Here is a 24,598-nt window from a genome sequence, read left to right as displayed (position 1 = left end):
CAATGTCGGTATCGGCTCTCGTTCTCGGGCGGCGCCTGATGGTGACGCTCCTGCTCGTCGCGCCGCTGTCGGCGAACGCGCAGGGACAAACGCCGCAGGCCTTTCTGGAGGAGCTCTACCGGCCTTATCGCCAGAAGGATTTCAAAGGTCAGCCCTATTGGGAGACGAGCCGCTACTTCGCGCCAGACCTCGCCGCCGAGATCGACAAGGACATGGCGGCGGCGAGCAAACGCAACGAGGTGCCGCTGCTCGACGGCGATCCCTTCATCGATGCACAAGACTGGGAGATCACCGATCTCACCGTGGCGAGCTCGGTCGATGGTGGCAGCGCAAAGGGCGCCATCTCCTTCAAGAACGCTGGTCAGCCGAAGACGGTGACGGTGTTCCTGGTTCAGACGCCAAAGGGCTGGCGCATCGCCGATATCGTCAGCCCGAACGGATCGCTTCGAAAGCTCTACAAGTTGCCTTAGTGGCGCCAGCTCGGATCGGTCTTGTCGAGCTTGCGCACCAGCGCCGCGAATTCGAGGTCGCCGATGCCGACATCGGACTCCATCTCTGAGAAGCGGTCCATGTCCGCCCCCGACTTGGCGGCGAGATTGTCGCCCATGACATTGAGCGTGCCCGCCGCCGCGGCATCGATCTGGATCTGGCAGGCGCGCTCCAACCGATAGAGCCGCAGGAAGGCCTCGGGCACGGAGCGGCCGGTCGTCAGCAGGCCGTGATTGCGCAGCAGCATCGCCTGATGGTCGCCGAGATTCTTCAAGAGCCGCCCGCGCTCATCGAGATCGAGGCTGGGCCCTTCGTAATCGTGATAGGCCAGCTTGCCGTGGAAGGCGGTCGACACCATCGAGATCGGCAGCAGCCCATCCTTGAGCGCGCAGACCGCCATGCCGGCACGGGTATGGGTATGCATCACCACCTTGTGCCGCGCCGCGTGCGCCATATGGATGGCCGAATGGATGATGAAGCCGGCGTAATTTACCGGATAGGGGCTGGGCTCGACGATGTTCCCGTCGAGATCGATCTTCACCAGGTTCGAGGCCGTGACCTCGTCGTAGTTCAGGCCATAGGGATTGATCAGGAAGTGCGGGGCATCTCCCGGCACGCGCGCCGTCAGATGCCCGTAGATCAGTTCGGTCCAGCCGAAGTGATCAACAAGGCGGTAGGCGGCCGCGAGCTGGCGGCGCAGCACCGCCTCGCCTTGTTCGGACGGCAGAGAATAGACATCGATACCGGTGATCGGCAGATCCTGGGCGATAGGCATGTCCATGGCGGCGTTCCTCCCGGCGGAATCGGTGAATCCTAGGCTCTCGCGCTAGGATGCGGCAATCAAAGAGGAAACGCCAATGTCCGATGCTGCCCAAGCCCCCGCCTCTCTCACGATGACGGCCAAGTCTCGTCTCGACACGACACGCCTGCAGAAAATGGCGCAGGCCTATTGGGAGAGCGCGGCGCTGATGGCAGCGGTCGAACTCGAGGTCTTTACCGCCATCGCCCGCGGCCACGATACGACCGCAGCGGTCGCGAAGACGGTCGGGATCAGCGAGCGCAATGCCGAGCGCCTGTTGACGGCGCTGGTCGCCATGGCCTTGCTGACGCGCGAAAGCGCCAGCAAGGACAGCCGCTTCGCCAACGCGCCTGACGTGCAGCGCTTTCTGGTCAAGGACAGCGATCGGTATGCCGGCCCGTGGATCCTGTTCACAAAACCGCGTTGGGCCGCCTATGGCGAATTGAGCGAACGGCTGCGCAATCCGGTTGTGAAGAAGCTCGGCGCGTACGATCAATTCACGATCGAGGATGCCCGCCGCTATCACGCCGCCACCTACTCGATCGGGATGGGCGCCGCGCGGCTTTTCAGCCGCAGCGTCGATCTTTCCGGGCGCAAGCTGATGCTGGATCTGGGCGGCGGCTCGGGCGCCTATAGCATCGTCGCCACCCAGACCTTTCCCGGCCTGAAGGCGATTGTGCTCGACCTGCCGCCCGTCACCGTGGTGGCGAAAGAATATATCGAGGCCAACAAGGCCAGCGACCGGGTTACGACGCTGGCCGGAGACTTCACCGTCACCGACTTTCCGCAAGGAGTCGATGTCGTCGTCATGGCGAGCAACCTGCCGCAATACGAGCCGGCACTGATCCGCCTCGTGGTCGGCAAGGCCTTCGCCGCCCTGGTGCCCGGTGGCGAGATGCATCTCATCGGCGAGACCTTGAATGACGACCGGCGCGGCCCCCTATCGGCGGCGCTGTGGGGCCTGAATGAAGGGGTGTTCGGAAGTACTGGTCTCGCCCACACCGAGGCTGAAGTAAAAGGCTACCTCGAGGAGGCCGGCTTCCGCGGTGTGGCGGTCCATCCGTTTGTCCCCGGCGTCCTGTCCCGCGTCGCTGGCCGAAAACCGGCCTGACGGCTCCGGTCGCCGCAGTTGGGGTTGCGCCCCGCTCCCGCTTCGACTATCAACCCGGCTCCCGGCCTCGCTCCCTTCGTCTAGAGGCCTAGGACGCGGCCCTCTCAAGGCTGAAACACGGGTTCGAATCCCGTAGGGAGCGCCAATCGCCCAACTACCGTCGAGTGATCGAGGCGCCTTCAGCTGGGGCCCCGACGTGCCCAGCTCCGGAAATCTCCACGACCCGCCCGGCTGCCGAACGTGTCGAGCGAATCCGATAGCTGAAGCTATCCCACCGAAACGTCGCTAACAGGTGCTGGATCGGCCGGTCCCGGTCATCTCGCACCAGCCGCTCGACGATGAAGACCGGGTCGCCCGCCGACAGGCCGATCAGCGGCGCAACTTCTTTCGGACACGGCGCGGCACGCATGGCTTGCTCGGCGCCGGCGATCCTCACCCCGGCCCTCGCCAGCAATTCGAGCATGGTCGTTCCCGCCAAGGCCTCGCGGTCGAGCTTGGCGCCGATCCAGGCCGGCACATGGGCACGGGTATGCATGATCGGCTTGCCGTCCTTGCTGCGCAGCCGATCCACCTGCAGCACCGGCTCCCCCTCGCCGGCTTGCAGCGTCGCGCGCATCGGCGCGTCGACCAGCCGCCAGCTGGCGCTGAGCACCTTGGCCTCCGTCCCGCGCACGAGATCGAGCATGGCCGCGAGGTCTTCCTCGATCTCAGTCCGGATCCGCGAGACTAGCGGCTCGACCACCTTCGCCTGACGACCGCGGCCGCGTGTGATCAGCCCCTCGCGCTCCAGTTCGTCCAAAGCACGGCGGACAGTAATGCGGCTTACCCCGTGTGCTGCCTCGAGTTCCTTTTCACTGGGCAGCAGCGCACCGGCAGCTAGCCGCCCCTCCCGAATGGCTTCTCGAATGGCGGCATGTACCCGCGAATAAAGAGGAGCGGGATCGTCCGAAGTCGACATTGTGCACTCTTGGTATGCTATGTATTGACAACTTGATATACTATGTTTCATGCTCTTGGCATAAGGGAGGATAACACGATGAAGGCTGCGCATCGGCTCCGCACGAAGCTGAGCGAGGGAGGCTTGCTCACTGCCCCTGGCGCCTATGACGGCATCACGGCGCGCCTGTCCGCCCAGGCCGGTTTCGACGCCGTCTACATGACCGGCGCCGGCGTCTCGGCGGCGCACGGCTTCCCCGACTATGGCCTGCTAACACTGAGCGAGATGGCCGCGGCGGCCGGCATCCTGGCGCGCTCGGTCGACGTCCCCGTCATTGCCGATGCAGACACCGGTTACGGCAACGAGCTCAACGCGACCCGCACCGTGCGCGAGTACGAGATGCGCGGCATCGCCGCGATCCAGATCGAGGATCAGGTTGCACCTAAGCGCTGCGGGCACCTCGACGGCAAGGAGATCGTGCCGCGTGAGGAATTCGCGGCAAAGATCGCGGCGGCGGCGGCCGCGCGCTGCGATCACGCCTTCGTGCTCATCGCGCGAACCGATGCCCGCGCAATGGACGGTCTCGACGAAGCGGTCGTGCGAGTGAACATGGCGCTCGACGCCGGCGCCGACATCGCCTTCATCGAAGCGCCGCGAAGCGTCGATGAGATCGCCGCCATTCCGCGTTTCGTTCATGGCCCGTGCCTGCTCAATGTCGTCTCCGGCGGCAAGACGCCCGACATGCCGCTGAAGGCGATCGCAGAGATGGGGTACCGCATCGCCATTCTGCCGGGCCTGCTGCTGACCGCCGTCCTCGATGCCTGCGATGCCGCCCTCGCCGATCTGCGAAGCAGCGGCGCCGCGCCTGCCGGCGCTGCAGGCCGGACGATCGGCGAACGATTCCGCCGGCTCGGCGCGGAGGAATGGGACGCGCTACGGCGGCAAGCGCCCCGGGCGGCGGCGTAAGCCCATGCCCAGTACACTCTTCGACCGCCTCTGGGAGGCGCATGTCGTGGCCGAGCTCGGCGGCGGCTGGGCGCTCCTACACATCGATCGCCACCTGCTGCACGACCTGTCGGGGTCGGGCGGACTCGCCACGCTCGCCGAACGCGGGCTTCCGCTCAACCGCCCCGACCTCACCTTTGCCACGGCAGATCACGCCGTCAGCAGCGCGCCCGGCAGAACCGGAGAGACTTACGACCAGGGTGCGCCGCTCTACCGGGTACTGCGCGAGCAATCGCAGAAGGTTGGCATACCTTTCTTCGATATCGGCCAGCGCGGGCAGGGCATCGTCCACGTGATGGCCCCCGAACTTGGCATCACATTGCCGGGCACGACACTCGTCTGCGGCGACAGCCACACCTGCACCCATGGTGGGCTGGGCGCGCTTGCCTTCGGCATCGGTTCGTCCGAGCTCGTGCATGTGCTCGCAACCCAGACATTGCGCCAGAAGAAGCCGCGCCAGATGAGGATCGTCTATGAAGGCGCACTCAAGCCTGGCGTAACGGCGAAAGATCTTGCCTTGCACGTCATCGGTACGCTCGGTGCCGCCGCCGGCACGGGTCATGCGATCGAGCATGCCGGGCCCGGCATTGCAGCTCTGCCGATCGAGGCGCGGCTCACGCTCTGCAACATGTCTGTGGAGCTCGGCAGCAAGATCGCCCTCTGCGCGCCCGATCAGGCCACGGTCGACTATCTGCGCGGGAAGCCCTTTGCGCCGGCCGGCGCGGACTTCGATGCAGCGATCGCCGACTGGAGCGAGTTGCGCACCGACGACGGGGCACGCTTCGACCGGGAAGCGCTTTTCAACCTCGGCTGCGTGCCCCCCACGATCACCTGGGGCACCTCGCCCGAGCATGCCATCGCCATCGACGGCACGGCTCCGGATCCCTGCGCGGCGCCGGACGCCGCGCGCCGCGAGGCCTGGCAGGCGGCACTCGACTACATGGGGCTGACGCCGGGACAGAAGCTCTGCGGTACGCCAGTCGACTGGGTCTTCATCGGCTCCTGCGCGAATGCCCGGCTCACTGACCTGCGCGATGCGGCTCGGGTTGTCCGCGGTCGGCGCGTGGCAGCGGCCGTGAAGGCGTGGGTCGTCCCCGGTTCGGTCGAGGTCAAGGACGCTGCCGAAGCGGAAGGGCTCGACGAGATCTTCCGCGCCGCCGGCTTCGAATGGCGCGAGCCCGGCTGCTCGATGTGCGTCGCCGCCAATGGCGAGGTCGTGCCGCCCGGCCGTCGCGCCGTCAGCACCTCGAACCGCAACTTCGTCGGCCGCCAGGGGCCCGGCGCCCGCACCCATCTCGCGAGCCCGGCGAGCGCTGCCGCGGCCGCAATCGCCGGCGCCATCGCCGACATCCGGGAGATCTGAGCGATGGAGCCGTTCACGATTATCACCGGGCCGGCAGCGCCGTTGTTGCGGCGGGACATCGACACCGACGTGATCATCCGCATCGAGCGGCTGACCCAGTTGCCGCGCCGTGAACTCGGCCGCTATGCGCTCGAGGCGCTGCGTGGGCTGGACTTCGTTCTCGATCGGCCGCCGTTCCGTGGCGCGCCGATCCTGCTGGCGGGCGCCAATTTCGGCTGCGGATCGTCGCGCGAAGGTGCGGTCTGGGCCCTGCAGGAAACAGGCTTGCGCTCGATCATTGCGCCGTCGTTCGGCGACATCTTCTTCGCGAACTGCTTCCATAATGGCATGCTGCCGGTCGTCCTGCCGGAGGCGGCTGTGGCTTCGCTTGCGGCGCAGGCAGCCCACGGCGCGCCCGTCACCGTCGACCTGCGGCAATGCCGCGTGATCGCGCCCGACGGCGCCGCCCATCCGTTCGCCATCGATTCGCTCCGCCGCGAGCTTCTGCTGGAAGGCGTCGACGAGCTCGGCCTGACACTGCGGCGCTTGGCGGAGATCGCCGCTTGGCAGCAAGCCGATGCCGTGCGGCGCCCTTGGTGCGCGCCGAACAAGCAAGGACATGTGCGATGAACGCGCCTGGCTTCATCCAAGGCCGTCGGGACGCTACGGACCCTTCGGGACCGACCGGCCGGCTCGCGAGCTGGCTCGCCAGCTTTCGGCTCGAAGATGTCCCTGAGGCGGTCCGGCGTCGCGCCGCTTACCTCGTTCTCGATGGCATCGGCTGTGCGCTTGTCGGTGCGCGGCTACCATGGTCACGCCGCGCCGTCGCATCCGTCTGCCGGCTCGAGGGTAGCGGGCCGGCGTCGCTGATCGGTTGGAACCGAGGCGTGCCGGCGCCTGCGGCGGCGCTACTCAACGGAACCTTCATCCAGGGCTTCGAGCTCGACGACTTCCATCCCTTCGCGCCGCTGCACAGCGCCTCGTTGGTCCTGCCGGCCCTGCTCGCCTGTGCCCAGCTCCGCGGTCCAGTGACCGGGGCCACATTCCTCAAAGGAGCGATCGCCGGTTTCGAAGTCGGACCGCGGATTGGTCTGGCATTGCACGGCATCGAAATGCTCTCGCGCGGCTGGCATTCGGGCGCGGTGTTCGGCACGCATGCTGCAGCCGCCGCGGCAGGCACGCTGATCGGCCTCGATGCCGCCGCCTTCGAGGACGCGCTCGGCCTCGCTGGGACGCAGTCCGCTGGACTGATGGCCGCGCAGTTCGAAGCCATGTCCAAGCGTATGCATCACGGCTTCTCCGCCCGCGCCGGGCTTTACGCCGCCTGGCTGGCGGCCGACGGCTATACTGGGATCAAGCGTTCCTTCGAGCGGGACTATGGCGGATATCTCGCCACCTTCGGCGAAGGACACGCGCCCGAGGCAAGCGAAGTCGCCAAGGACCTCGGTGAGCGATGGGAGACGGAACGGATCGTCGTCAAGCCCTATGCCGCCATGGGCGGACTGCATTCGGCAATCGACACGATACGGGCGATGCGCGCGGAGCGACCGTTCCGGGTGGAGGATATCGCCAACATCGACGTCTGGGTCGGCAAGGCCGTCTTCCATCACGGCGCATTCCCCGTCGAACGGCCGCTCACATCCGTGGGCGCGCAGATGAGCCTTGCCTATGCGGTCGCGGTCGCCGTCCTCGATGACGCGGCGATGATCCACCAGTACACAGCCGAACGAATCGCCGCGGACGATGTGTGGGAGATGATTCCCAAGGTGCGTATGCACGAGGAAACCCGTTTCCAGGGGGCGCCGCACTTGAAGCTGCGCAGCCGGCTGCGCATCACCTTCACCGACGGGAGCGTGCGCGAGGCAGAGCGGAGCCTGCGCATGTCGGACGAGATTTCGAACGAGGAAATCGCCTCTAAGTTCAGGACGCTATGCGAGCCGGTCATTTCGGCCGACCGGCGCGACCGAATCGAGGCAGCAGTACTCGGCCTCGAGCGGGCCGGAGACATCTCGGATCTCTTTCCGTTGCTAGCAGAAGAGACGCGGCCGGCGCTGGGCGCACAGGCCGATTAAGGCGGCATCCAAGCCAGCCGACAAGAAAAACGGGCGCAAATCGGGAGACGGAAATGGCCGGACGATATCACGTAGTCTTCGCGGTATGGCTGCTTACGGTCGTGAACTACATGGAACGCGTGGTCATTGGCTTCGCCGGCCCGTCGATCATGCACTCCCTCCACATCGAGCCCAAGACCTTCGGCATCGTCCTGTCTTCCTTCGCGCTTGGCTATTTCCTGGCGCAGATCCCGGGCGGTCTGATCGCCGATCGCTGGGGCGCGCGGCGGGTGCTCATCATAGGGCCACTGTTCTGGGCGCTTTTCACGGGCATCACCGGTCTCGTCTCGACTGTGGGGGCCATCGTCGCCGTACGGCTGTGCTTCGGTCTCGCCGAAGGCCTGTCGAACGCCGCTACCTACAAGGCGATTGGCGACAACTTCGACGTCAAGGAGCGGGCAAAAGCGGCCGCCATCTGGGTGACGGCTTTTGCCGTGGCACCCGCCTTCACGGGGCCGCTCGTGGGCCTGCTGCTGGCCTCCTTCCCCTGGCAGTCCGTGTTCATCATGCTTGCGGTCCCGGCCATCCTCGTCGCGTTCGCGAACCGCGTGCTCCTTCCGGCCGCCTCTGTCACGCCGCGTGTTTCCATGGCAAAGGATACGGCATCGTTCCGCGAGCTGCTTCGCCTGCCATCACTCTGGCTGATCGGGTCGGCCTTCTCGTTGTGGAACATCGCCTTCTGGGGCTTCCTCGGCTGGATGCCGAGCTACCTCGCGCTCGAGCGGCACATCGACATCAAGGCCACCGGAATGCTCGGCGGAATCCCTTATGTGTTCGCGCTTGTCGGCCTCGTGCTGACCGGCTGGCTCGGCAGCGGGCCGTTGCACCGCCATCGGCCGCAGTTCCTGGCAGCACTCTATCTGCTTGCCTGCGCCTCGCTCTATTGCGCCTATGCGGCCGGGACGCTCGCAGGGTCACTTGCCGGTCTCTCGGCGGCGGCCCTATTCATCTATTCGGCGCTCAGCATGTATGGTGCGATCGTGCTCGACTTGGCGCCTGAGAAAGCGCGCGCCGCCTATTCCGGTATCGTGAGCGCCATCGGCCAGATCGGCAGCGTCGTCGCTCCCAGCGTCATCGGCTACCTGGTGACTGCGAGCGGCACGTTCGCGAGCGGCTTCATCTTCATGGTCAGCGCCCTCTGCATTGCCGCCCTGTGTGCGCTGGCGCTCGTGCCGCTTTCACCTGCCAGCAAGCCGCTTGGCGTCCCGGCGCCCAACTCGAGCATATGACCCCAGCAAGGAGGAAAGCATGACAGTTTTCGACATCGCCGGCGACGCACGGCGGGTCTTCGATGTTCTCAAGGCGGGCGGTATCGCCATTTTTCCCAACGATGCCGGCTACGCGATCATGGGCGGGTCGCCGCAGGCGCTGCAGAAGATCTTCGACACCAAGCGGCGCGGCAGCCACAAGCGCCATGCCATGCTGTGCAGCCTGGAAACGCAGCGCGAGATCCATGTCCTCGATAGTCGCTCACGCGACATCATCGACGCGATCACGGTGGACTACGACCTGCCGTTCGGAGCCGTCGCGCCCTACGCGACCGACCATCCGCTACTGCAGCGCGTCGCGCCGGAGCTCCTACAGGCCAGCACGGCGAACGGCACAATCGGCATGCTGCTCAATGCGGGGCGGCTCTATGCCGAGCTCTGCCGGCTGAGCCGCGAGGCGATGCAGCCGATCTTCGGATCGTCGGCAAACCTGAGCGGCACCGGTCCGAAATTCCGGATCGAGGACATCCAGCCTGAGATCAAGGCCATCGCCGACATCATCGTCGACTATGGCTTGCGCAAGTACCATCACTACAACCGCTCTGCCACCATCATCCGTTTCCCCCAGGTCGAGGTCATCCGGATCGGCTCCTGCTACGAGCTGATTTCGGATGCCTTGAAGCGCCATTTTCAAATCGGACTTCCTGCCGATCCCGGCCGCGACACGCTACCGTCCGGGCATCTACGCGAGTTCGAGCTCATGGCGACCACGTAGTGGAAACTACGGCCTTAACGACCACAATGTGTCATTCTGCTTGGCACTGAAGCGTTATCGCACTCTCGAACGATGGTTCGGTGCTAAGTTGAACTTGGCATGCCGGAGGCGACCGACGGCCGATCCGGCCCACGCTCATTTGCCGCCGGTGACGTCAAGGAACGTGCCGGTGATGAAGGACGCCTCGGCGCTTGCCAGCCACAGTATCGCCCGCGCGACCTCCTCCGGTTGACCGCCCCTCCCCATGGGAATCGAATCCTTAACGCGGTCTACCCGTCCCGGCTCTCCGCCGCTGGCATGCATCTCGGTGTAGATGTGCCCGGGGCGAATGCAGCAGACGCGAATCCCGTCCCGCGCAACCTCTTTCGCCAACCCGGTCGTGAATGTTTCGAGAGCGCCCTTCGACGCGGCGTAGTCCACATACTCATTCGGACTGCCGAGCCGGGCCGATGCTGACGAGATATTGATCACGACGCCGCCTTGCCCGTTGTGCCGATACGACATGCGCTTCACGGCCTGCTGGGCGCAGAGGATCGGCCCGATGGCATTGATCGCGAAGATGCGCTGCATCCGCTCGAACTCGAGATTCTCTATCCGGGATTGCTTTGCGATGATCGCCGCGTTGTTCACCAGCACGTCGATCCGGCCGAACTCCCGATCGATCTCGGCGAAGAGTTGAGCGACCTGTTTTGGATCGGCGCTGTCCGCACACACGGCCAGAGCCCGGCGCCCGGTCGCTTCGACATCGTCCACCACCGCACGCGCCGCAGACTCATTAGAGGCGAAGCTGATTGCGACATCATAGCCTCTAGCCGCTGCGAGCCGAGCGGTCGCTGCGCCTACGCCACGACTTCCACCCGTTATCAGAATGAGCGGCGTTCGAGAGACAGTATCCATCGGGTGAACCTTTCATGTAATGGTGAGATTTCGATCAGGCTGGGACTGACTGTTGCATGCGGCAGCTTTGGCCGGTCCAGGTGATGGTCACGCGCCCGCCATCGAGACGCGCAGATGGGGACGGAGCGTCAGCACCTATCAATGATTTCGAGTATCGTTCGTTTCTCTCACGGGTTCACATGCGCCGCCTCCCTCCCTTGAACGCTTTGCGCATCTTCGAGGTCGCTGCCCAGATGGGCAGCTATGCCGACGCCAGCGCCGAGCGCTAGCGACAGGGGCGGCACCACGGACTGTCTGATTCGACTCGAGATTGGCCTGAACCCGCCAGCAGGTTACGGCGCCAGGAATGCTCCGACTCAACTCACTTCGAGAATGGTGGAAATCCTTCCTGCCTCCATCAAGGACCGTACAGTCGGGGCTCAGCATTTTCACTAAGCCACTTCCATTGCCGCTGCCGGCCGTCTGAGTACCGGATCGAACGGGTTGAGCCGGGCGCCGATCGTTATGGCTTCACGCTTCAACAGGGAAGCGATCACCACCGACCGTTCGGGCGTCAGCCGGTCGATCGTGCTGCCGACGCTGAGGGCTGCCACGGCCCGACCGTCATGGTCGAGGATGGGAACACCCAAGCCGCTCATGCCGGGGATCAGGCCTTTTGCCCCGTCGCAATAGCCTGCGTTGCGCACCCGCGCGAGTTCGGCGCGCAGCGAGGCTTCATCGGCCCCGCCACTCTCACGCAATCGTGCCGAATTGTGGCGAATGACCTCGTCCTGCTCATCGTCCGGCAGAAACGCCAAGATCGCCGTGGCACCCTGCCCCAGCCCCAACGGCACGCGCCCGCCTATGTCGCCGGTAAAGGAGCGTATCGGCAACGGCCCAGCACTGCGATCGATGCAGACTGCATCGTAGCCGCTGCGCACCAGGAGAAAGAGCGTCTCGCCCAGGCTTGCCGTCAGACGTAGCAATACCGGCCGACAGATCTCGCGCAGTCCCATGGGGTTGCCAGCCTTGGCCGCCAGCAGAAAGAGGTCGATGCCCAATCCGTAGCGCTTGGTCATGGGATCGAAGGAGACGAGCTTCTCCTCCGTCATTGCGCGCAGCAGTCGATGCACGCTGGGACGAGGCATCCCCGCCAATTCGGCGATCGCGGTGAGCCGCGCACCGCGCGTTCCCTGTTCTGCCAAAAGATGCAGCAGGCGCACGACACGCGGCAGCAGCCCGTCCGGGTCTCTGGTCACCATGCTTCCATTTCCTCGCGATCTGAACTCTGTTCAGCCTGCATTGTTATCGCTGAATGATAAATTTTAGCGAAAAAGTTCTAAGGCAGAGATTTTGCTTGCCTCACCAGCCAGAGCAACACTGAATTCGTCACGGACTCTTCAAGGAGCTTCTGGATGTCGAAATGGCGCGTGGGCGTGGATTCCGGTGGGACGTTCACCGATGTCTGCCTGTTCGACGAAGAGCGGGGCCAGGTTGAAGTCTGGAAGGTCCCATCGACACCCGACGATCCGTCGCGCGGCATCGCGCAGGGCGTAGAGGAAGGCATGCGCCGTGTCGCCCCGGATGCGGGCGACCGCCCCGGGGCGCCCGTCGCCTATTTCGGCCACGGCACGACGGTCGCGACCAACGCGCTGATCCAGCATCGCGGTGTGAAGACGGGACTGGTCACCACCGACGGCTTTCGCGATCTGCTGGAGATCGGCCGGCAGAAGCGGCCGGATCTCTATGACATGCAGGCCGACAAGCCGCCGACGCTGGTGTCGCGCGACTTGCGACTCGAAGTGCCCGAACGCGTACGGCACACGGGCGACATCGACATCCCGCTCGACGAGACGAAGATGCGAGCCGCCGCCAGGGCGCTCGCCTCCGCCGGGGTGAAGGCCATCGCCGTGTCGTTTCTCTATGGCTTCATCCGTCCCGAGCATGAACGGCGCGCCGTCGAAATCCTGCGCGAGGAGATGCCGGATGCCTTCGTTTCCGCGGGCCATGAGATCGCCCCGGAGTTCCGCGAATTCGAGCGCCTCTCGACAGTGGTATTGAACGCCTATCTGGGCCCCGTCATGAAAAACTACATCCAGCGGCTCAGCCCCCGGCTGGAGGCGCTCGGCATGACGGCAACGCCGCATCTGACGCAATCGAACGGCGGCGTCATCGGCTTCGCGACAGCGGCCGAGATGCCGGTGCGCACCGTATTGTCGGGCCCGTCGACGGGTGTCGTCGGCGCCCAGGCAATCGGGATGCTGGCGGGCTTCGAAGACCTGATCACGTTCGACATGGGCGGCACGTCGACCGACGTCGCTCTCCTGCGGGGTGGACGGTGCAAGCTCGCAACCGAAGCGACCGTACACGGCTATCCGATCAAGGCGCCCATGCTTGACATCCACACCGTCGGAGCAGGCGGCGGCTCGATCGCCTATATCGATGCAGGCGGGCTCCTGAAGGTCGGGCCGCGCTCCTGCGGCGCCGATCCAGGCCCGGTCTGCTACGACCGCGGCAATTCCGAGCCTGCGACCACCGATGCCAACGTCGTGCTGCAGACGCTGAATCCGGAATATCTCCTGGGTGGACGGATGAAGATCCGCCAGGATCTTGCCAAGGCCGCGATCGGCCGCCTCGCTGACCGGCTGGGCCTAGGCGTGATGGAAACAGCGCAGGGAATCCTGTCGGTGGTCACAGCCAACATGGCGCGCGCCATCCGTGTCATTTCCATCCAGCGCGGCCACGATCCCCGCGACTACACACTGATGGCGTTCGGTGGCGCGGGTCCCCTGCATGCCGCACGGCTCGCCAAGGAACTCGACATGAAGCGCGTCCTGGTACCGCGCAATCCCGGCATCCTTTGCGCAATGGGGCTCTTGCTCACCGACCTGCGGGCCGACTTTGCCGCCACCAAGCTGATGCCTGCGACAGATGCCGCGGTGCCCGACGTTGCCCGGAGCTTCGCCACGCTCGCCGAGCGTGCGGAACAGTGGTTCGATCATGAGGAGATAGCTTCCGCCGCTCGACAACTCAATCGCACGGCCGACATGCGCTACCACGGTCAGAACTATGAGCTTGCCGTGCCGCTACCCGAGGGTCCGATCACGGCCGCCACCATTGAAGCCTTGACCAAGGGCTTTGCCGAGGCGCATCGCCTGCGCTACGGCTTCGTCGCCGAAGGCGAGCCGATCCAGATCGTGACACTTCGGCTGGAAGCCACGGGGCTCGTGCGCAAAGCCGAGTTGCGGGCGCATCCCGAGGCCGGACCCGATGCATCGGGCGCGATCATCGGACAACGGCCGGTCTGGTTGCCCGAAGCACGCGATTTCGTCTCCACGCCGATCTATGCGCGCGACGCACTGAAGCCCGGCAACCGCTTTTCGGGACCGGCCATCGTCGAACAGATGGATGCTACGACCGTCGTGCCACCCGGCACATCGGCACGCGTCGATGCCTACCTCAACCTGATCCTGGAGGCCCAATGAGCCAGGCCGTCAAAGTCGCATCGGCACCCAATCTCGATCCCATCACCGTCGAGGTGATCGGCGCCGCCATGGCTTCGATCGTCGAGGAGACTGGCGAAGCGCTGATCCGTGCTTCCTACTCCACCAATATCAAGGAGCGACGCGACTGCTCGACGGCACTATTCAACGCCAAGGGCGAGACGCTGTGCCAAGCCGAGCACATCCCCATCCATCTGGGCAGCTTCATCGGCCTGGTGCCGCACATCATGAAGCGCTTCCGAATCGAGGACATGCGGCCCGGCGATGCTTTCATCGGTAACGACGCCTACGAGGGCGGTGGCACCCATCTGCCCGACATCGTGCTGGCCGAGCCGATCTTCGTCGATGGCCGCATCGTCGCCTGGACGGTAAATCTCGCCCATCATGCCGACTTCGCTGACCGTGGCCATGCGCATATCTACCAGGAAGGGCTGCGCATCCCGCCGGTACGGCTCTATCGCGGGGGCGAGCTTCAGAAGGACGTCCTCGACCTGATCCTGCTCAACTGCCAGGTGCCGCGCGAGCGGCTCTCGGACTTGCGTGCGCAGATGGCGGCCAATCGCGTCGGCGTGCAGCGTTTCCAGGCGCTATGCGCCAAATACGGCATCACCACGGTGCTCGCCGCCGGAGAGGCACTGATGGACTACGCCGAACGCAAGATGCGCGCCGGCATTGCCGCCATGCCGGATGGCACGTGGCGCTTCGAGGACGTGTTCGACAACGAGGAAGTCGCCGAGACCTTGCCCCTCTCCGTCGAAGTGACCGTCAAGGGCGACAGCATGAGTCTGGCTTTCGACGCCCCCGACCAGTTGCGCGCCGGCATCAACATGACCTACACCGCGCTGCTGGCCACAGCCTACTACATCGTCAAGTCAGTGCTGGATCCCAGCATCCCGCCGAACGCTGGCCTTGCGCGTCCTCTCGCCATTACCGCGCGCGAAGGCAGCATCCTCAACTGCACGCATCCAGCGGCGGTGAATGGCCGCGTACAGACCTGCCAGCGCGTCTCCGACCTGATCCTCGGCGCGCTGGCGCAGGCCGTGCCGGACCGCGTAACGGCCTGCTCCAACTCCGCCTGTTCCGTGGCGTCGTTCATAGGGCAGCGGCCGGAGGATGGATCGTTGTGGGTCTATTTGGAGACCATGGGTGGCGGCAACGGCGCACGCGCCCATAAGGACGGCCTCGACGGCGTGCATGTGCACACGACGAATACCTCGAACCTGCCCGTCGAGGCCCTGGAGATAGAATATCCGCTGACCGTATTGCGCTACGAGCTGGTCGCGGACTCAGGCGGGATCGGCCAGTACCGCGGCGGCATGGGGCTGCGCCGGGTTTATCGTGCCGATCGCGACTGTCGCGTTCGTGTGGACGTCTCGCGCCAGCGCTCGCGCAGTTGGGGCTTGTTCGGCGGCGGGCCCGGCGCGCATGGCGGTATCGAGCCGGGCCCCGGCGTAACGTTCAACCGGGATACCGCCGTCTTGAAGGCAGGCCAGTGGTTCGCTGTCGTCACGCCCGGTGCCGGCGGCTTCGGGATGCCCGAAAAGCGCGAGCTCGATGCGGTGGCGCGCGATCTTGCCCAGGGCGCGATCAGCGCACAGGTCGCACGCGACGTCTATGGCTACCCTAAGTGACAAAGACCCGGTGATGCCAGGAGGACAGCATCCATGACCGCAGCCGCCCTCAACCGTCGCGCCCTGCTGGCAGCTTCCGCCACCCTGCCCTTCCTGCGCATCCCTGCGGTGCGAGCCGCAACGCCTGGCCTCCTGACGTTCGGCCTTTCGAGCTATCCTCCGACACTGCAGCCGTGGGCCAACGGCGGCACGGCCTCGTCGACCATCAAGCTCATGATCCACCGTGGGCTCACATCGTTCAGCCGGGACGGCAATCCGCAACCGGAGCTGGCCGAATCATGGTCGCGCGATGACGAGAAGACCTGGGTCTTCAAACTGCGCGACGCACGCTTCCATAACGGCGAGAAGGTGACGGCGGCCGACGTACAGTGGACGTTCGACCAGATCGCCGATGAAAAGTCGACGGCCTATTTCCGCGCCGAGATGCAGCGTATCGCCAAGGTCGAGGCACCTGACGCGCGCACGGTGCGCCTCGTCACCAAGCAGCCGCTGGTCACGGTGCCCAATTGGCTGGCCAACTTCCACATGCCGATCGTTTCGCGCAGTTCGCCGAAGGGGAGCCCCATCGGTGCGGGGCCATTCGTGCCGAAAGGCCAGGAGCGCGGTGTGTCGATCGATCTCGAGCGCTTCGACGCCTACTACAAGCCCGGACTCCCGAAATTGAAGGCGATCCGGGCGATCGCCTATGCCGACGAAAACCTTCGGCTAGCGGCCCTGCGCTCGGGCGATGTGGATCTCATCGAGTACGTGCCCTGGCAGGCAATGGATGCCATCGCCGGCGATCCGGCGCTCAAGCTCGACGCCGTCGACGGGCCGTTCATGTATCTCGTCTTCAACGGCAGCCGTCCTCCCTTCAACGACGCGCGCGTGCGACGGGCGGTGGCGCATGCCATCAAGCGCGAAGAGCTGGTGAAGGCCGCCTTCTTTGGTCGCGGCTCGCCCCTGGAGCACCTTCCCATCTCCGAATCGAGCAGCTTCTACAACGCCGATTTCAAGAACGGCTGGCATTACGATCCGGACCTCTCCAAGCGGCTGCTGGCCGAGGCCGGCCACGGTGGCGGCCTTTCCTGTTCACTCCTGTCGACTGCGCAATACGGCATGCACAAGGACAGCGCCGAGATCGTGCAGCAGCATCTCGCCGCCGTCGGCATCAACGCCACGTTGAACCTGCCCGACTGGGCGACACGCGTGAACCTCGGCAACCGAGGCCAATACGAGATCGGCATCATGGGCAATACGGCCGAGAGCAACGATCCTGACGGCCTCGCTGCCGTGCTCGACGGCAGCCTGGCAGCATCCTACGTGCGAAGCTTCGGCCTGAAGATCGACTCGATCATCGAACTGATGGAGGCTGGTCGTACAAGCTTCGACGAGGCAAAGCGGCGCACGATCTACCGCAATCTCGAACAGGTTGCGATCGACCAGGCGCCGATCGTCGGCCTGACCTGGCGCAGCCAGGGCTACGCGATGCGCAAGGACGTCGCGGGCTTCAGCAACTTCCCGGGTGCCCTCACTTTCTATTCCGGCGAAACCTTCGAGACCACCACCACGGCGTGATGGAATGTTGAGCTTCGCAGCGCGTCGTCTGGCGGTCGCGGCGCTTCTGGTCTGGGCAGTCGCCTCGCTGGTCTTTCTGGTGATCCACCTGATTCCTGGCGACCCAGCGGAGCTGTTGCTGGCACAGGGTGGCGTGGCGCCGGACCCCGACTCGGTCGCAGCATTGCGCGAGAAGCTCGGTCTCGATCAGCCTCTCTGGGTGCAGTATCGCGACCATCTGGCCAGCCTGCTGCACGCCGACTTCGGCCTATCGATGGTGGACGAACATCCGATCGGGGCGGAAATCGCGCTGCGCCTGCCGCGCACTCTTGAGCTCGTGGGCCTTGCCGGGCTGCTTGCCACCTTGATCGGCCTGCCCTTGGGCATCCTCGCCGCGCTCACCATCGGCCGCCTACCCGATCGCATCCTGTCGGCCGCTGCCGGGCTGGCCCTTTCCGTGCCGGTATTTGTGGTTGGCACGCTGGCCGTGCTCGTACTGGCGCAGCAACTGCACTGGGTGCCGGCCGGTGGCTACGTCCCTCTCGCCAAGGATCCGCTGCGTCACTTCATTCTCGTGCTGATGCCTGCCGCGACGATTGCGTTGGGTCTCGCCGCAGCCGTACTGCGCGTCACGCGCTCGGCAGTGCTCGAAGTGCTCGAGCGCGACCATGTGCGCGCGGCCCAGGCGCGCGGGTTGCCGCCGGTCACAATCGTGCGCCGTCACGTCCTGCGCAATGCCCTGATGCCCGTCGTGACAGTGCTGGCGCTGCATCTCGGATCGCTGTTGGGCGGCACGGTGCTGGTCGAGTTCGTATTCAACTATCCCGGCCTTTCCGGCTACCTCGTGCGCGCCGTCGAAGCGCGCGACTATCCCGAGGTGACGGCTATCGTCCTGGTGATCTCAGCCCTCTTCGTGTTGCTCAACCTCCTGATCGATCTCTGCTACGTCCTGATCGATCCGCGTGTGAGACACGGCTGATGCAGAAGCTGCTGATGCCCGGCCTGCTCCTGACAGTGATCGTCGCGGCCGCTCTGCTGGCACCGGTCCTGCCGCTGCCCGACCCTGTGCGGCAGGACGTCGGTGCGCGCCTCGCCGGCCCGTCGCTGGCGCACTGGGCGGGCCAGGACGAATATGGCCGCGACGTCCTCGCACGCCTGGTCTGGGGGGCACGGGTATCGCTTTCCGTCGCCTTCGCCGCCTCCTTCCTTGCCGCCATCGCCGGCATGTTCCTGGGTGTGCTGGGCGGTTACTTCCGAGGCCTCGTCGAGCTTGCCACCGTACGTGCCGCGGAAGTGGTGCTCTGCTTCCCGCCGCTCCTGCTCGCCCTGCTGGTCGTCACGCTTCTCGGTCCAGGCGCCGATACGCTGATCTTCTGCCTCGCCATCCTCTTCGCGCCCGGCTTCGCACGCGTGGCCTACGCCGAGACCCTTGCCACCCGCAACCTCGACTACGTAACGGCGCAGACATCGCTCGGGACACCGACGGTTCGGATCCTGATGCGCACGCTGCTGCCCAATATCGCCGCGCCGCTGATCGTGCAGTTCTCGCTTACCATTGCCGCCGCCTTGCTGCTGGAGAGCGGACTCTCCTTCCTTGGCCTTGGTGTCGTGCCGCCGGCACCTTCGTGGGGTCTGATGATTCGCAGTGCGCGCGCCACCATGGAGCAGGCACCGTTGCTGCTGGTCTGGCCGTGCTTGGCGCTGAGCGGCACGGTCCTCATCCTGAATCTCCTGTGCGACCGGCTACGAGATGTCCTCGACCCGCGCGGCAGCCGTGCGCGCCCGGGTTTCCTGCGCACACTCGCAGCACTGCCGTCAAAGCGTGCGACGTCGATGCCGACAGCCAGCGGACTTCTTTCCGTGCGAGGACTGACGCTCGAAGCGCCGGGCCCACACGGCCCCATCCCGGTGGTTCGCGGTGTCGAATTCGATGTGGCGCCCGGCGAGACCGTGGCAATCGTTGGCGAAAGCGGCTCCGGCAAGACCCTGACCGGCCTCGCGATCATGGGGTTGCTCCCGCCTGCAATAAGCGTCGTCTCCGGCGAAATCGTCCTGAGCAGCCGCAGCGGCCAGCAGCTCGATATCCTGCGGCTCCGCGAGCGCGAAATTCGCGCCCTGCGCGGCGGCGACATCGCGATGGTTTTCCAAGACCCGTCAAGCAGCCTGAATCCCCTGCACCGTACCGGCTCCCCAATAGCCGAGAGCCTGAGGGCGCACGGCAATCCCGGTCACCGCGTCACGGAGCTGCTCCGTCGGGTCGGGCTGCCCGATCCTTCCCGCGCGGCTCGCGCTTATCCGCACGAACTGTCCGGCGGTCAGCGCCAGCGCGTCATGATCGCAACCGCCATCGCCAACCATCCGCGGCTGCTGGTGGCCGATGAGCCCACGACGGCGCTCGACGTCACGGTCCAGGCGCAGATCCTCGATCTGCTGTCTGACCTGAAGCGCTCCGACCAGGGCATGGGGATGATCTTCGTCAGCCACAATCTTGCGGTGGTGTCCGAGATCGCCGACCGCGTCGTGGTGATGTACGCGGGACAGGTCGTCGAGCAGGGACCGGCCGCCGAGGTCTTCGCACATCCCCACCATCCCTACACCGCGGCGCTGATCGCGAGCACGCCCGAAGACGATATCGACCGTCTGGCCACGATCGCCGGAGCCGTGCCTCAACCCTGGGCTCTGCCCCAGGGCTGCTCGTTCGCCCCCCGCTGCGGACATGCGACACCCGGTTGCGAGAGTCAGGCGCCCGAACTGTTCAGGCATGGCGAGCGACGAGCCGCGCGCTGCTTGCGCTGGAGGGAGTTTGCATGACCGTCGGGGCGCCCCTCGTGCGTGCGGAGGGACTGAGCCGCAGCTTCACGCGCGGCGGTCGCCTTCTGGGGCGTGGCGTGCCCCTGCTGGCCGTCCAGAACATAGACTTCGCCATCAGGCGCGGGGAGGCTGTCGGCGTTGTCGGCGAGTCAGGCTGCGGCAAGAGCACCCTGGGACGCCTGCTGTTGCGGTTGCTGCCCCCCAGCAACGGTCGCGTGCTGTTCGAGGACGCCGATCTGGCAACCCTTTCCCACGCCAAGCTGCGGCGGCTGCGACGGCGTATGCAGATGGTGTTTCAGGATCCCTATGCCAGCCTCGACCCGCGCCGCAGCGTGGGGGCCCAGATTGCCGACGGCCTGACCGTCCACCGCCTCGTGGCGCCCAAAGATGCCGCCGATCGGGTCGCGGCTCTGCTGCGCCAGGTCCAGCTCGATCCCAGCTATGCGGCTCGCCTGCCGCACCAGTTCTCGGGCGGCCAGCGCCAGCGTGTGGCGATCGCCCGCGCGCTGGCGACTCAGCCGGACTTCGTTGTCGCCGACGAACCGGTGTCGGCACTCGATGTGTCGGTGCAGGCGCAGATCGTCAACCTGCTCGCCGACCTTCGAAGCGAACTCGGCCTTGCCCTCGTCTTCATCAGCCACGACCTTCATGTCGTGCGCCATCTCTGCGACCGCATCGTCGTCATGTATCTGGGGCGCATCGTCGAGCAAGGACCGGCGAGAGCAGTGTTCGACGCCCCGGCGCATCCCTACACCCGCGCCCTGTTGGCGGCGACGCCGTCCCTGCATCGCCGCGTTCGCACAGCGCCGCTCGCGGGCGAGCTTCCCAGTGCTTCCAAGCCGCCCTCCGGCTGCGTCTTCCGCACGCGCTGTCCGGACGCACGGCCGCGCTGCGCCGATGCAGTGCCACAACTGGAGCCGGCGTCCGGCGATGGGACTCGACAAGTCGCATGCTGGCGAAACGGCGAGCCCACCGCCTGAACGGCAGACTGGAGAAGTACCGATGCTATCGCCCCCTGGCAGAGTGGTCATGATTTCCGGTGCCACGCGCGGCATCGGCCGCGCGATCCTGCAGCGTCTGCTCGATGCCGGCTGCGCCGTGAGCGCGGGCGTGCGGGATCCGTCTCGCTTGCCTCGCCACCCTAATCTCACCGGTCATCCCTATGAGGCGACCCGAATTGGCAGCGCCGAAGCGTGGGTCGAGGCGACGGCGGCCGCCCATGGACGCATCGACGCCTTGGTGAATGCCGCCGGCATCAATCCGCGCGGTACCTTGCTCGAGCCCGATGAAACACCTTTCGACTCGATGTGGGAGGTCAATGCCAAGGGCCCGATGCGCGTCATCCGCAGCGCCTGGCCCTATCTCGTAGCCAGCGGAACAGGGCGCGTCATCAATATCGCCTCGCTGTCCGGCAAACGCGTGCGTAACGATAATCTCGGCTATGCGATGAGCAAGTTCGCGGTGATGGCGCTCACCCAGGAGGTGCGCCGCCTTGGCTTCGATCACGGCATCCGGGCAACGGCACTTTGCCCCGGCTTCGTCGATACCGACATGACGGCGCACGTTACGAAATGGCCGCGCGATCGCATGTCGCGACCCGCGGATATCGCCGTCCTTGCCGAGGTCGTCCTGCACTTGCCCAACACAGCCAGCGTGGCGGAGCTGCTGATCAACTGCCGTCACGAGGATACGCTATGAAACTGCTGCGGCTGCGCGACACCGATCGCCCACGCCTCGCTCTGACGCTCGACGGCAAGCCTATCGAAGCGCTCGACGGGGATACGCTCCTGACCGCCCTGCTGGCCGCCGATGCGGTCTTTCTGCGGCGAAGCGAATTCGGCGACGGCCCGCGGGCAGGGTTCTGCCTGATGGGCGCTTGCCAGGACTGCTGGGTCGAGGTCGAGGGAACCGGTCGCGTACGTGCGTGCGTCACCCTGGCCGTCGACGGTATGAAAGTGAGGCGCGGATGAAGATCGCCGTGGTTGGCGCAGGTCCTGCAGGCGTGCGCGCCGTCGAAGTTCTGGTTGCGGCGGGCCACCGCCCGATATGGATCGATGAAGCACCGGACGGCGGCGGACGCATTTACCAGCGGCCGCCCGCTGCCCTCCGTCGCAACGCCAGGGAGCTCTACGGTTTCGAGAGTACGAAGGCTGCGGCGTTGCACGGCTGTCTCGATCGCTTGAAACCGCTCGTCGACTGGCGGCCTGAAACGCTGGTCTGGCACATCCATCCCGGCCGCAAGACTCTCTACATGCTGAATGGCGGCATGCAGGCGACGGCGGCATACGATGCCGTTCTGCTCTGTACCGGTGCGATGGATCGCGTCATTCCCCTGCAAGGATGGACGCAGCCCGGCGTCACCACGCTGGGCGCCGCGCAAATCGCGGTCAAGGCGCAGGGCTGCGCCATAGGGCATCGCGTGGCATTGGTGGGAACGGGCCCGCTTCTCTGGCTTGTTGCCCACCAATACGCCAAGGCCGGGGCGCAGGTGGCAGTAGTGATCGATACCACATCCTTGGCCAGCCTGGCCGCGGCGGCGCCCGGGCTGCTGCGCGACAGCATCACGTTCGCCAAAGGCCTCTACTACATGGGCTCAGTCAAAGCGCGCGGCATCCCTACGGTACACGGAGCCATACCGCTTGCGATCGAGCATGACGAGACGGCCGTCACCGGCGTGCGGTTTCGTGATGCCCGGGGGCGCGAGCAACGGGTAGCATGCGACGCCGTGGGCATGGGCTGGGGCCTGAAGCCCGAGTCGCAGCTTGCGGACCTCGCCGGCATCCCATTCGACTTCGATCCGTTGCAGCACAACTGGCTGCCGGAACGCGACGCCACAGGCCGTACACCCGTAGCCAGCCATTATCTGGCCGGCGACGGAGCCAGTATCGGTGGTGCAGCCGTCGCCGAACTCGCGGGCGCGCGCGCAGCCTGGGCGATTCTACAGGACGCCGGCCGGGCTATCGATACTGCTGCCGTTCGGCGCCTCGATCGTGCGCTTGCGAGGCAACGCAAGATACGAGCCGCCCTGGAGCGGGCGTTTCCGTTTCCGGTGCGACTCGCGGCCGATCTCGCGGACGACATCATCCTTTGCAGGTGCGAGGGCTTGCGGGCGGGAGAACTGCGCGCTGCGGCAGTCTCCGATCTCAATCGGACCAAGGCGCTCACACGCACCGGCATGGGCCGCTGCCAGGGGCGCATCTGCGGTGTCGCGGCGAGCGAGGTGCTGGCGGCGGCGGTCAACCAGGAAACGGCGACGCTGGGCCGCCTGCGCGGCCAGCCGCCAGTCAAGCCCATGCCGGTCACTTCTCTGCCGGCACGGGAGCATGCAGCATGACGATCGAAAGCGACGTTCTGGTGCTGGGCGGGGGCGGCGCGGGCTGTTCGGCGGCGCTCCATCTCGCACGACGCGGCAGCAAGGTGACTCTCCTGGAGCGCGGCCTGGTCGGAAGCCAGGCGTCCGGCGTGAACTACGGCGGCGTGCGTCAGCAGGGGCGCCATCCAGCGGAGCTGCCCATCGCGCGGCGGTCACGCGAGATCTGGGGACGCCTCAAGGAACTGGTGGGCTGCGATGCCGAGTTCTCCATTACCGGCCATTTGAAGCTTGCACGCAATGCGGACGAGGAAGCAGATCTCATTGCCTACCTCGATACGGCGCGCGCCTACGATCTTCCGCTCCGCATGATCGGGCGCAACGCCATCCATCGAGAATATCCATGGCTCGGCCCTGACGTCGTGGCGGGATCTCTGGCTCCTGACGATGGATCGGCCAATCCACGCCTTCTCTCGCCCGCGCTCGCCCATGCCGCCCGTGCCGCAGGCGCGGCAGTCCACGAACAGACGGAAATCACGAGCTACGATCGCCTCAATGGGCGGTTCGTTCTGAAGGCGCGGAATGGTGCGGAGTTCCGTGCGCCGATCCTCGTCAATATGGCAGGGTATTGGGGCGGCGCAGTTGCCGCGGCGTTCGGGGAAGCCGTCCCGATCGAGCCGCTCAGTCCCAACATGCTGGTGACCGAGCCGACAACCTACTTCATCAAGCCCAATCTTGGCGTTGTCGGCGGCAACATCTATCTGAGGCAAATCCCGCGTGGCAATGTCATCGTTGGCGGCGGTCACGGTGAGTCCGATCCAGCCGTGCCATGGTCGCGTCCTTTGCCGGAAGTGACGCTACAGAACTTCAATTATGCTCTCCAACTCGTGCCTGCACTGGCGGGTCTGCATGTTATTCGTTCCTGGAGCGGGATCGATGGCCAGATGCCCGATCACATTCCCGTAATTGGGCCGAGCCGCACGACACCTGGCCTTTTCCATGCGTTCGGCTTCTCGGGACACGGCTTCCAGCTTGGCCCGGCAATTGGCGCCATCATGTCTGAACTGGTCCTCGACGGGCATTCAGATGTACCGCTTGAGGCATTCCAAATTGACCGATGGAACGTTCAACCAGCGGTGAGGGAAGCTTAGCGC

General features: G+C 65.6%; 22 protein-coding genes and 1 tRNA gene. 19 read left to right on the top strand and 4 right to left on the bottom strand.

The features are described from left to right. The first annotated feature begins 2 nt into the window (after positions 1–2). A complete protein-coding gene (locus B5D62_RS03885; protein ID WP_170920773.1) occupies positions 3–470 on the top strand; it encodes a DUF3828 domain-containing protein in 468 nt (155 codons plus the stop codon). Here the strand turns inward: B5D62_RS03885 and B5D62_RS03880 are convergent. Further along, positions 467–1,270: a class II aldolase/adducin family protein gene (locus B5D62_RS03880; RefSeq protein ID WP_231714712.1), complete on the bottom strand. Its 804-nt coding sequence runs from the start codon at positions 1,268–1,270 to the stop codon at positions 467–469. The genes B5D62_RS03885 and B5D62_RS03880 overlap by 4 nt on opposite strands. 76 nt (positions 1,271–1,346) lie before the next feature. Between B5D62_RS03880 and B5D62_RS03875 the strand changes: the two genes are divergently transcribed. Further along, the gene (locus tag B5D62_RS03875; RefSeq protein ID WP_085932477.1) at positions 1,347–2,399 is read left to right on the top strand and encodes a methyltransferase; all 1,053 of its coding nucleotides are present in this window, start codon (positions 1,347–1,349) and stop codon (positions 2,397–2,399) included. A gap of 69 nt (positions 2,400–2,468) precedes the next feature. Continuing rightward, positions 2,469–2,544, top strand: a tRNA-Glu gene (locus B5D62_RS03870). A 9-nt stretch (positions 2,545–2,553) separates the two neighbouring features. Here the strand turns inward: B5D62_RS03870 and B5D62_RS03865 are convergent. After that, the gene (locus B5D62_RS03865; protein ID WP_170920772.1) at positions 2,554–3,357 is read right to left on the bottom strand and encodes a GntR family transcriptional regulator; all 804 of its coding nucleotides are present in this window, start codon (positions 3,355–3,357) and stop codon (positions 2,554–2,556) included. 78 nt (positions 3,358–3,435) lie between these two features. Between B5D62_RS03865 and B5D62_RS03860 the strand changes: the two genes are divergently transcribed. Genes B5D62_RS03860 through B5D62_RS03835 form a run of 6 tightly spaced genes read left to right on the top strand, consistent with a single transcriptional unit; the run spans position 3,436 to position 9,777 of the window. After that, a complete protein-coding gene (locus B5D62_RS03860; RefSeq protein ID WP_085932475.1) occupies positions 3,436–4,302 on the top strand; it encodes an isocitrate lyase/PEP mutase family protein in 867 nt (288 codons plus the stop codon). Positions 4,303–4,306: 4 nt separating this feature from the next. Continuing rightward, a complete protein-coding gene (leuC, locus tag B5D62_RS03855) occupies positions 4,307–5,704 on the top strand; it encodes a 3-isopropylmalate dehydratase large subunit (RefSeq protein WP_085932474.1) in 1,398 nt (465 codons plus the stop codon). A 3-nt stretch (positions 5,705–5,707) separates the two neighbouring features. Next, positions 5,708–6,313 carry a 3-isopropylmalate dehydratase small subunit gene (leuD, locus tag B5D62_RS03850; protein WP_085932473.1) on the top strand — a complete coding sequence of 202 codons (606 nt, stop codon included), beginning with the start codon at positions 5,708–5,710 and terminating at the stop codon, positions 6,311–6,313. Next, positions 6,310–7,755, top strand: coding sequence for an MmgE/PrpD family protein (locus tag B5D62_RS03845; RefSeq protein ID WP_085932472.1), 1,446 nt, complete (start codon positions 6,310–6,312; stop codon positions 7,753–7,755). The genes leuD and B5D62_RS03845 overlap by 4 nt, the downstream gene beginning before the upstream one ends. 53 nt (positions 7,756–7,808) lie before the next feature. After that, on the top strand, positions 7,809–9,023 hold the full coding sequence (locus tag B5D62_RS03840) for an MFS transporter (protein ID WP_085932471.1): 1,215 nt from the start codon (positions 7,809–7,811) through the stop codon (positions 9,021–9,023). 19 nt (positions 9,024–9,042) lie between these two features. Next, positions 9,043–9,777 carry a Sua5/YciO/YrdC/YwlC family protein gene (locus B5D62_RS03835; RefSeq protein WP_085932470.1) on the top strand — a complete coding sequence of 245 codons (735 nt, stop codon included), beginning with the start codon at positions 9,043–9,045 and terminating at the stop codon, positions 9,775–9,777. Between the two features lie 135 nt (positions 9,778–9,912). Here B5D62_RS03835 and B5D62_RS03830 read toward each other — a convergent pair whose 3' ends face one another. Next, positions 9,913–10,674 carry a glucose 1-dehydrogenase gene (locus B5D62_RS03830; RefSeq protein WP_085932469.1) on the bottom strand — a complete coding sequence of 254 codons (762 nt, stop codon included), beginning with the start codon at positions 10,672–10,674 and terminating at the stop codon, positions 9,913–9,915. Between the two features lie 431 nt (positions 10,675–11,105). Next, positions 11,106–11,915 carry an IclR family transcriptional regulator gene (locus B5D62_RS03825; RefSeq protein WP_085932468.1) on the bottom strand — a complete coding sequence of 270 codons (810 nt, stop codon included), beginning with the start codon at positions 11,913–11,915 and terminating at the stop codon, positions 11,106–11,108. A 153-nt stretch (positions 11,916–12,068) separates the two neighbouring features. On the opposite strand from B5D62_RS03825, the gene B5D62_RS03820 reads away from it, so the two are divergent. The 10 genes from B5D62_RS03820 to B5D62_RS03775 are packed head-to-tail and all read left to right on the top strand — an operon-like array spanning position 12,069 to position 24,595. Then, on the top strand, positions 12,069–14,138 hold the full coding sequence (locus B5D62_RS03820; RefSeq protein ID WP_085932467.1) for a hydantoinase/oxoprolinase family protein: 2,070 nt from the start codon (positions 12,069–12,071) through the stop codon (positions 14,136–14,138). After that, positions 14,135–15,787 carry a hydantoinase B/oxoprolinase family protein gene (locus B5D62_RS03815; RefSeq protein ID WP_085932466.1) on the top strand — a complete coding sequence of 551 codons (1,653 nt, stop codon included), beginning with the start codon at positions 14,135–14,137 and terminating at the stop codon, positions 15,785–15,787. Before B5D62_RS03820 ends, B5D62_RS03815 begins: the two co-directional genes overlap by 4 nt. 33 nt (positions 15,788–15,820) lie before the next feature. Then, a complete protein-coding gene (locus tag B5D62_RS03810; protein ID WP_085932465.1) occupies positions 15,821–17,344 on the top strand; it encodes an ABC transporter substrate-binding protein in 1,524 nt (507 codons plus the stop codon). Positions 17,345–17,348: 4 nt separating this feature from the next. Further along, complete coding sequence (locus B5D62_RS03805) at positions 17,349–18,302, top strand: ABC transporter permease (RefSeq protein ID WP_170920771.1); 954 nt, start codon at positions 17,349–17,351, stop codon at positions 18,300–18,302. Then, on the top strand, positions 18,302–20,134 hold the full coding sequence (locus B5D62_RS03800) for a dipeptide/oligopeptide/nickel ABC transporter permease/ATP-binding protein (RefSeq protein WP_085932464.1): 1,833 nt from the start codon (positions 18,302–18,304) through the stop codon (positions 20,132–20,134). The genes B5D62_RS03805 and B5D62_RS03800 overlap by 1 nt, the downstream gene beginning before the upstream one ends. Next, on the top strand, positions 20,131–21,114 hold the full coding sequence (locus B5D62_RS03795; protein WP_085932463.1) for an ABC transporter ATP-binding protein: 984 nt from the start codon (positions 20,131–20,133) through the stop codon (positions 21,112–21,114). The genes B5D62_RS03800 and B5D62_RS03795 overlap by 4 nt, the downstream gene beginning before the upstream one ends. Before the next feature lie 49 nt (positions 21,115–21,163). Beyond that, a complete protein-coding gene (locus B5D62_RS03790) occupies positions 21,164–21,832 on the top strand; it encodes an SDR family NAD(P)-dependent oxidoreductase (RefSeq protein WP_231714711.1) in 669 nt (222 codons plus the stop codon). Continuing rightward, complete coding sequence (locus B5D62_RS03785) at positions 21,829–22,104, top strand: (2Fe-2S)-binding protein (RefSeq protein ID WP_085932461.1); 276 nt, start codon at positions 21,829–21,831, stop codon at positions 22,102–22,104. The genes B5D62_RS03790 and B5D62_RS03785 overlap by 4 nt, the downstream gene beginning before the upstream one ends. Then, positions 22,101–23,468: an FAD/NAD(P)-dependent oxidoreductase gene (locus B5D62_RS03780; RefSeq protein ID WP_085932460.1), complete on the top strand. Its 1,368-nt coding sequence runs from the start codon at positions 22,101–22,103 to the stop codon at positions 23,466–23,468. The genes B5D62_RS03785 and B5D62_RS03780 overlap by 4 nt, the downstream gene beginning before the upstream one ends. Beyond that, on the top strand, positions 23,465–24,595 hold the full coding sequence (locus B5D62_RS03775; RefSeq protein WP_085932459.1) for an NAD(P)/FAD-dependent oxidoreductase: 1,131 nt from the start codon (positions 23,465–23,467) through the stop codon (positions 24,593–24,595). The genes B5D62_RS03780 and B5D62_RS03775 overlap by 4 nt, the downstream gene beginning before the upstream one ends. Positions 24,596–24,598: the final 3 nt, after the last annotated feature.

Origin of the sequence: Enhydrobacter aerosaccus, from assembly GCF_900167455.1 — a bacterium.
Taxonomy (GTDB): Bacteria; Pseudomonadota; Alphaproteobacteria; order Reyranellales; family Reyranellaceae; genus Reyranella; species Reyranella aerosaccus.
This window is presented reverse-complemented; position numbering and strand designations above follow the sequence as displayed.

What these genes read in the sequence shown, in the direction of transcription:
- B5D62_RS03780 (WP_085932460.1), top strand. Translation starts at nt 22,101, where the DNA reads ATGAAGATCGCCGTGGTTGGCGCAGGTCCTGCAGGCGTGCGCGCCGTC.
- B5D62_RS03840 (WP_085932471.1), top strand. Translation starts at nt 7,809, where the DNA reads ATGGCCGGACGATATCACGTAGTCTTCGCGGTATGGCTGCTTACGGTC.
- B5D62_RS03885 (WP_170920773.1), top strand. Translation starts at nt 3, where the DNA reads ATGTCGGTATCGGCTCTCGTTCTCGGGCGGCGCCTGATGGTGACGCTC.
- B5D62_RS03800 (WP_085932464.1), top strand. Translation starts at nt 18,302, where the DNA reads ATGCAGAAGCTGCTGATGCCCGGCCTGCTCCTGACAGTGATCGTCGCG.
- leuC (WP_085932474.1), top strand. Translation starts at nt 4,307, where the DNA reads ATGCCCAGTACACTCTTCGACCGCCTCTGGGAGGCGCATGTCGTGGCC.
- B5D62_RS03835 (WP_085932470.1), top strand. Translation starts at nt 9,043, where the DNA reads ATGACAGTTTTCGACATCGCCGGCGACGCACGGCGGGTCTTCGATGTT.
- B5D62_RS03815 (WP_085932466.1), top strand. Translation starts at nt 14,135, where the DNA reads ATGAGCCAGGCCGTCAAAGTCGCATCGGCACCCAATCTCGATCCCATC.
- B5D62_RS03845 (WP_085932472.1), top strand. Translation starts at nt 6,310, where the DNA reads ATGAACGCGCCTGGCTTCATCCAAGGCCGTCGGGACGCTACGGACCCT.
- B5D62_RS03805 (WP_170920771.1), top strand. Translation starts at nt 17,349, where the DNA reads ATGTTGAGCTTCGCAGCGCGTCGTCTGGCGGTCGCGGCGCTTCTGGTC.
- B5D62_RS03830 (WP_085932469.1), bottom strand. Translation starts at nt 10,674, where the DNA reads ATGGATACTGTCTCTCGAACGCCGCTCATTCTGATAACGGGTGGAAGT.
- B5D62_RS03865 (WP_170920772.1), bottom strand. Translation starts at nt 3,357, where the DNA reads ATGTCGACTTCGGACGATCCCGCTCCTCTTTATTCGCGGGTACATGCC.
- B5D62_RS03825 (WP_085932468.1), bottom strand. Translation starts at nt 11,915, where the DNA reads ATGGTGACCAGAGACCCGGACGGGCTGCTGCCGCGTGTCGTGCGCCTG.
- B5D62_RS03880 (WP_231714712.1), bottom strand. Translation starts at nt 1,270, where the DNA reads ATGGACATGCCTATCGCCCAGGATCTGCCGATCACCGGTATCGATGTC.
- B5D62_RS03790 (WP_231714711.1), top strand. Translation starts at nt 21,164, where the DNA reads ATGATTTCCGGTGCCACGCGCGGCATCGGCCGCGCGATCCTGCAGCGT.
- B5D62_RS03875 (WP_085932477.1), top strand. Translation starts at nt 1,347, where the DNA reads ATGTCCGATGCTGCCCAAGCCCCCGCCTCTCTCACGATGACGGCCAAG.
- B5D62_RS03785 (WP_085932461.1), top strand. Translation starts at nt 21,829, where the DNA reads ATGAAACTGCTGCGGCTGCGCGACACCGATCGCCCACGCCTCGCTCTG.
- B5D62_RS03795 (WP_085932463.1), top strand. Translation starts at nt 20,131, where the DNA reads ATGACCGTCGGGGCGCCCCTCGTGCGTGCGGAGGGACTGAGCCGCAGC.
- leuD (WP_085932473.1), top strand. Translation starts at nt 5,708, where the DNA reads ATGGAGCCGTTCACGATTATCACCGGGCCGGCAGCGCCGTTGTTGCGG.
- B5D62_RS03775 (WP_085932459.1), top strand. Translation starts at nt 23,465, where the DNA reads ATGACGATCGAAAGCGACGTTCTGGTGCTGGGCGGGGGCGGCGCGGGC.
- B5D62_RS03820 (WP_085932467.1), top strand. Translation starts at nt 12,069, where the DNA reads ATGTCGAAATGGCGCGTGGGCGTGGATTCCGGTGGGACGTTCACCGAT.
- B5D62_RS03810 (WP_085932465.1), top strand. Translation starts at nt 15,821, where the DNA reads ATGACCGCAGCCGCCCTCAACCGTCGCGCCCTGCTGGCAGCTTCCGCC.
- B5D62_RS03860 (WP_085932475.1), top strand. Translation starts at nt 3,436, where the DNA reads ATGAAGGCTGCGCATCGGCTCCGCACGAAGCTGAGCGAGGGAGGCTTG.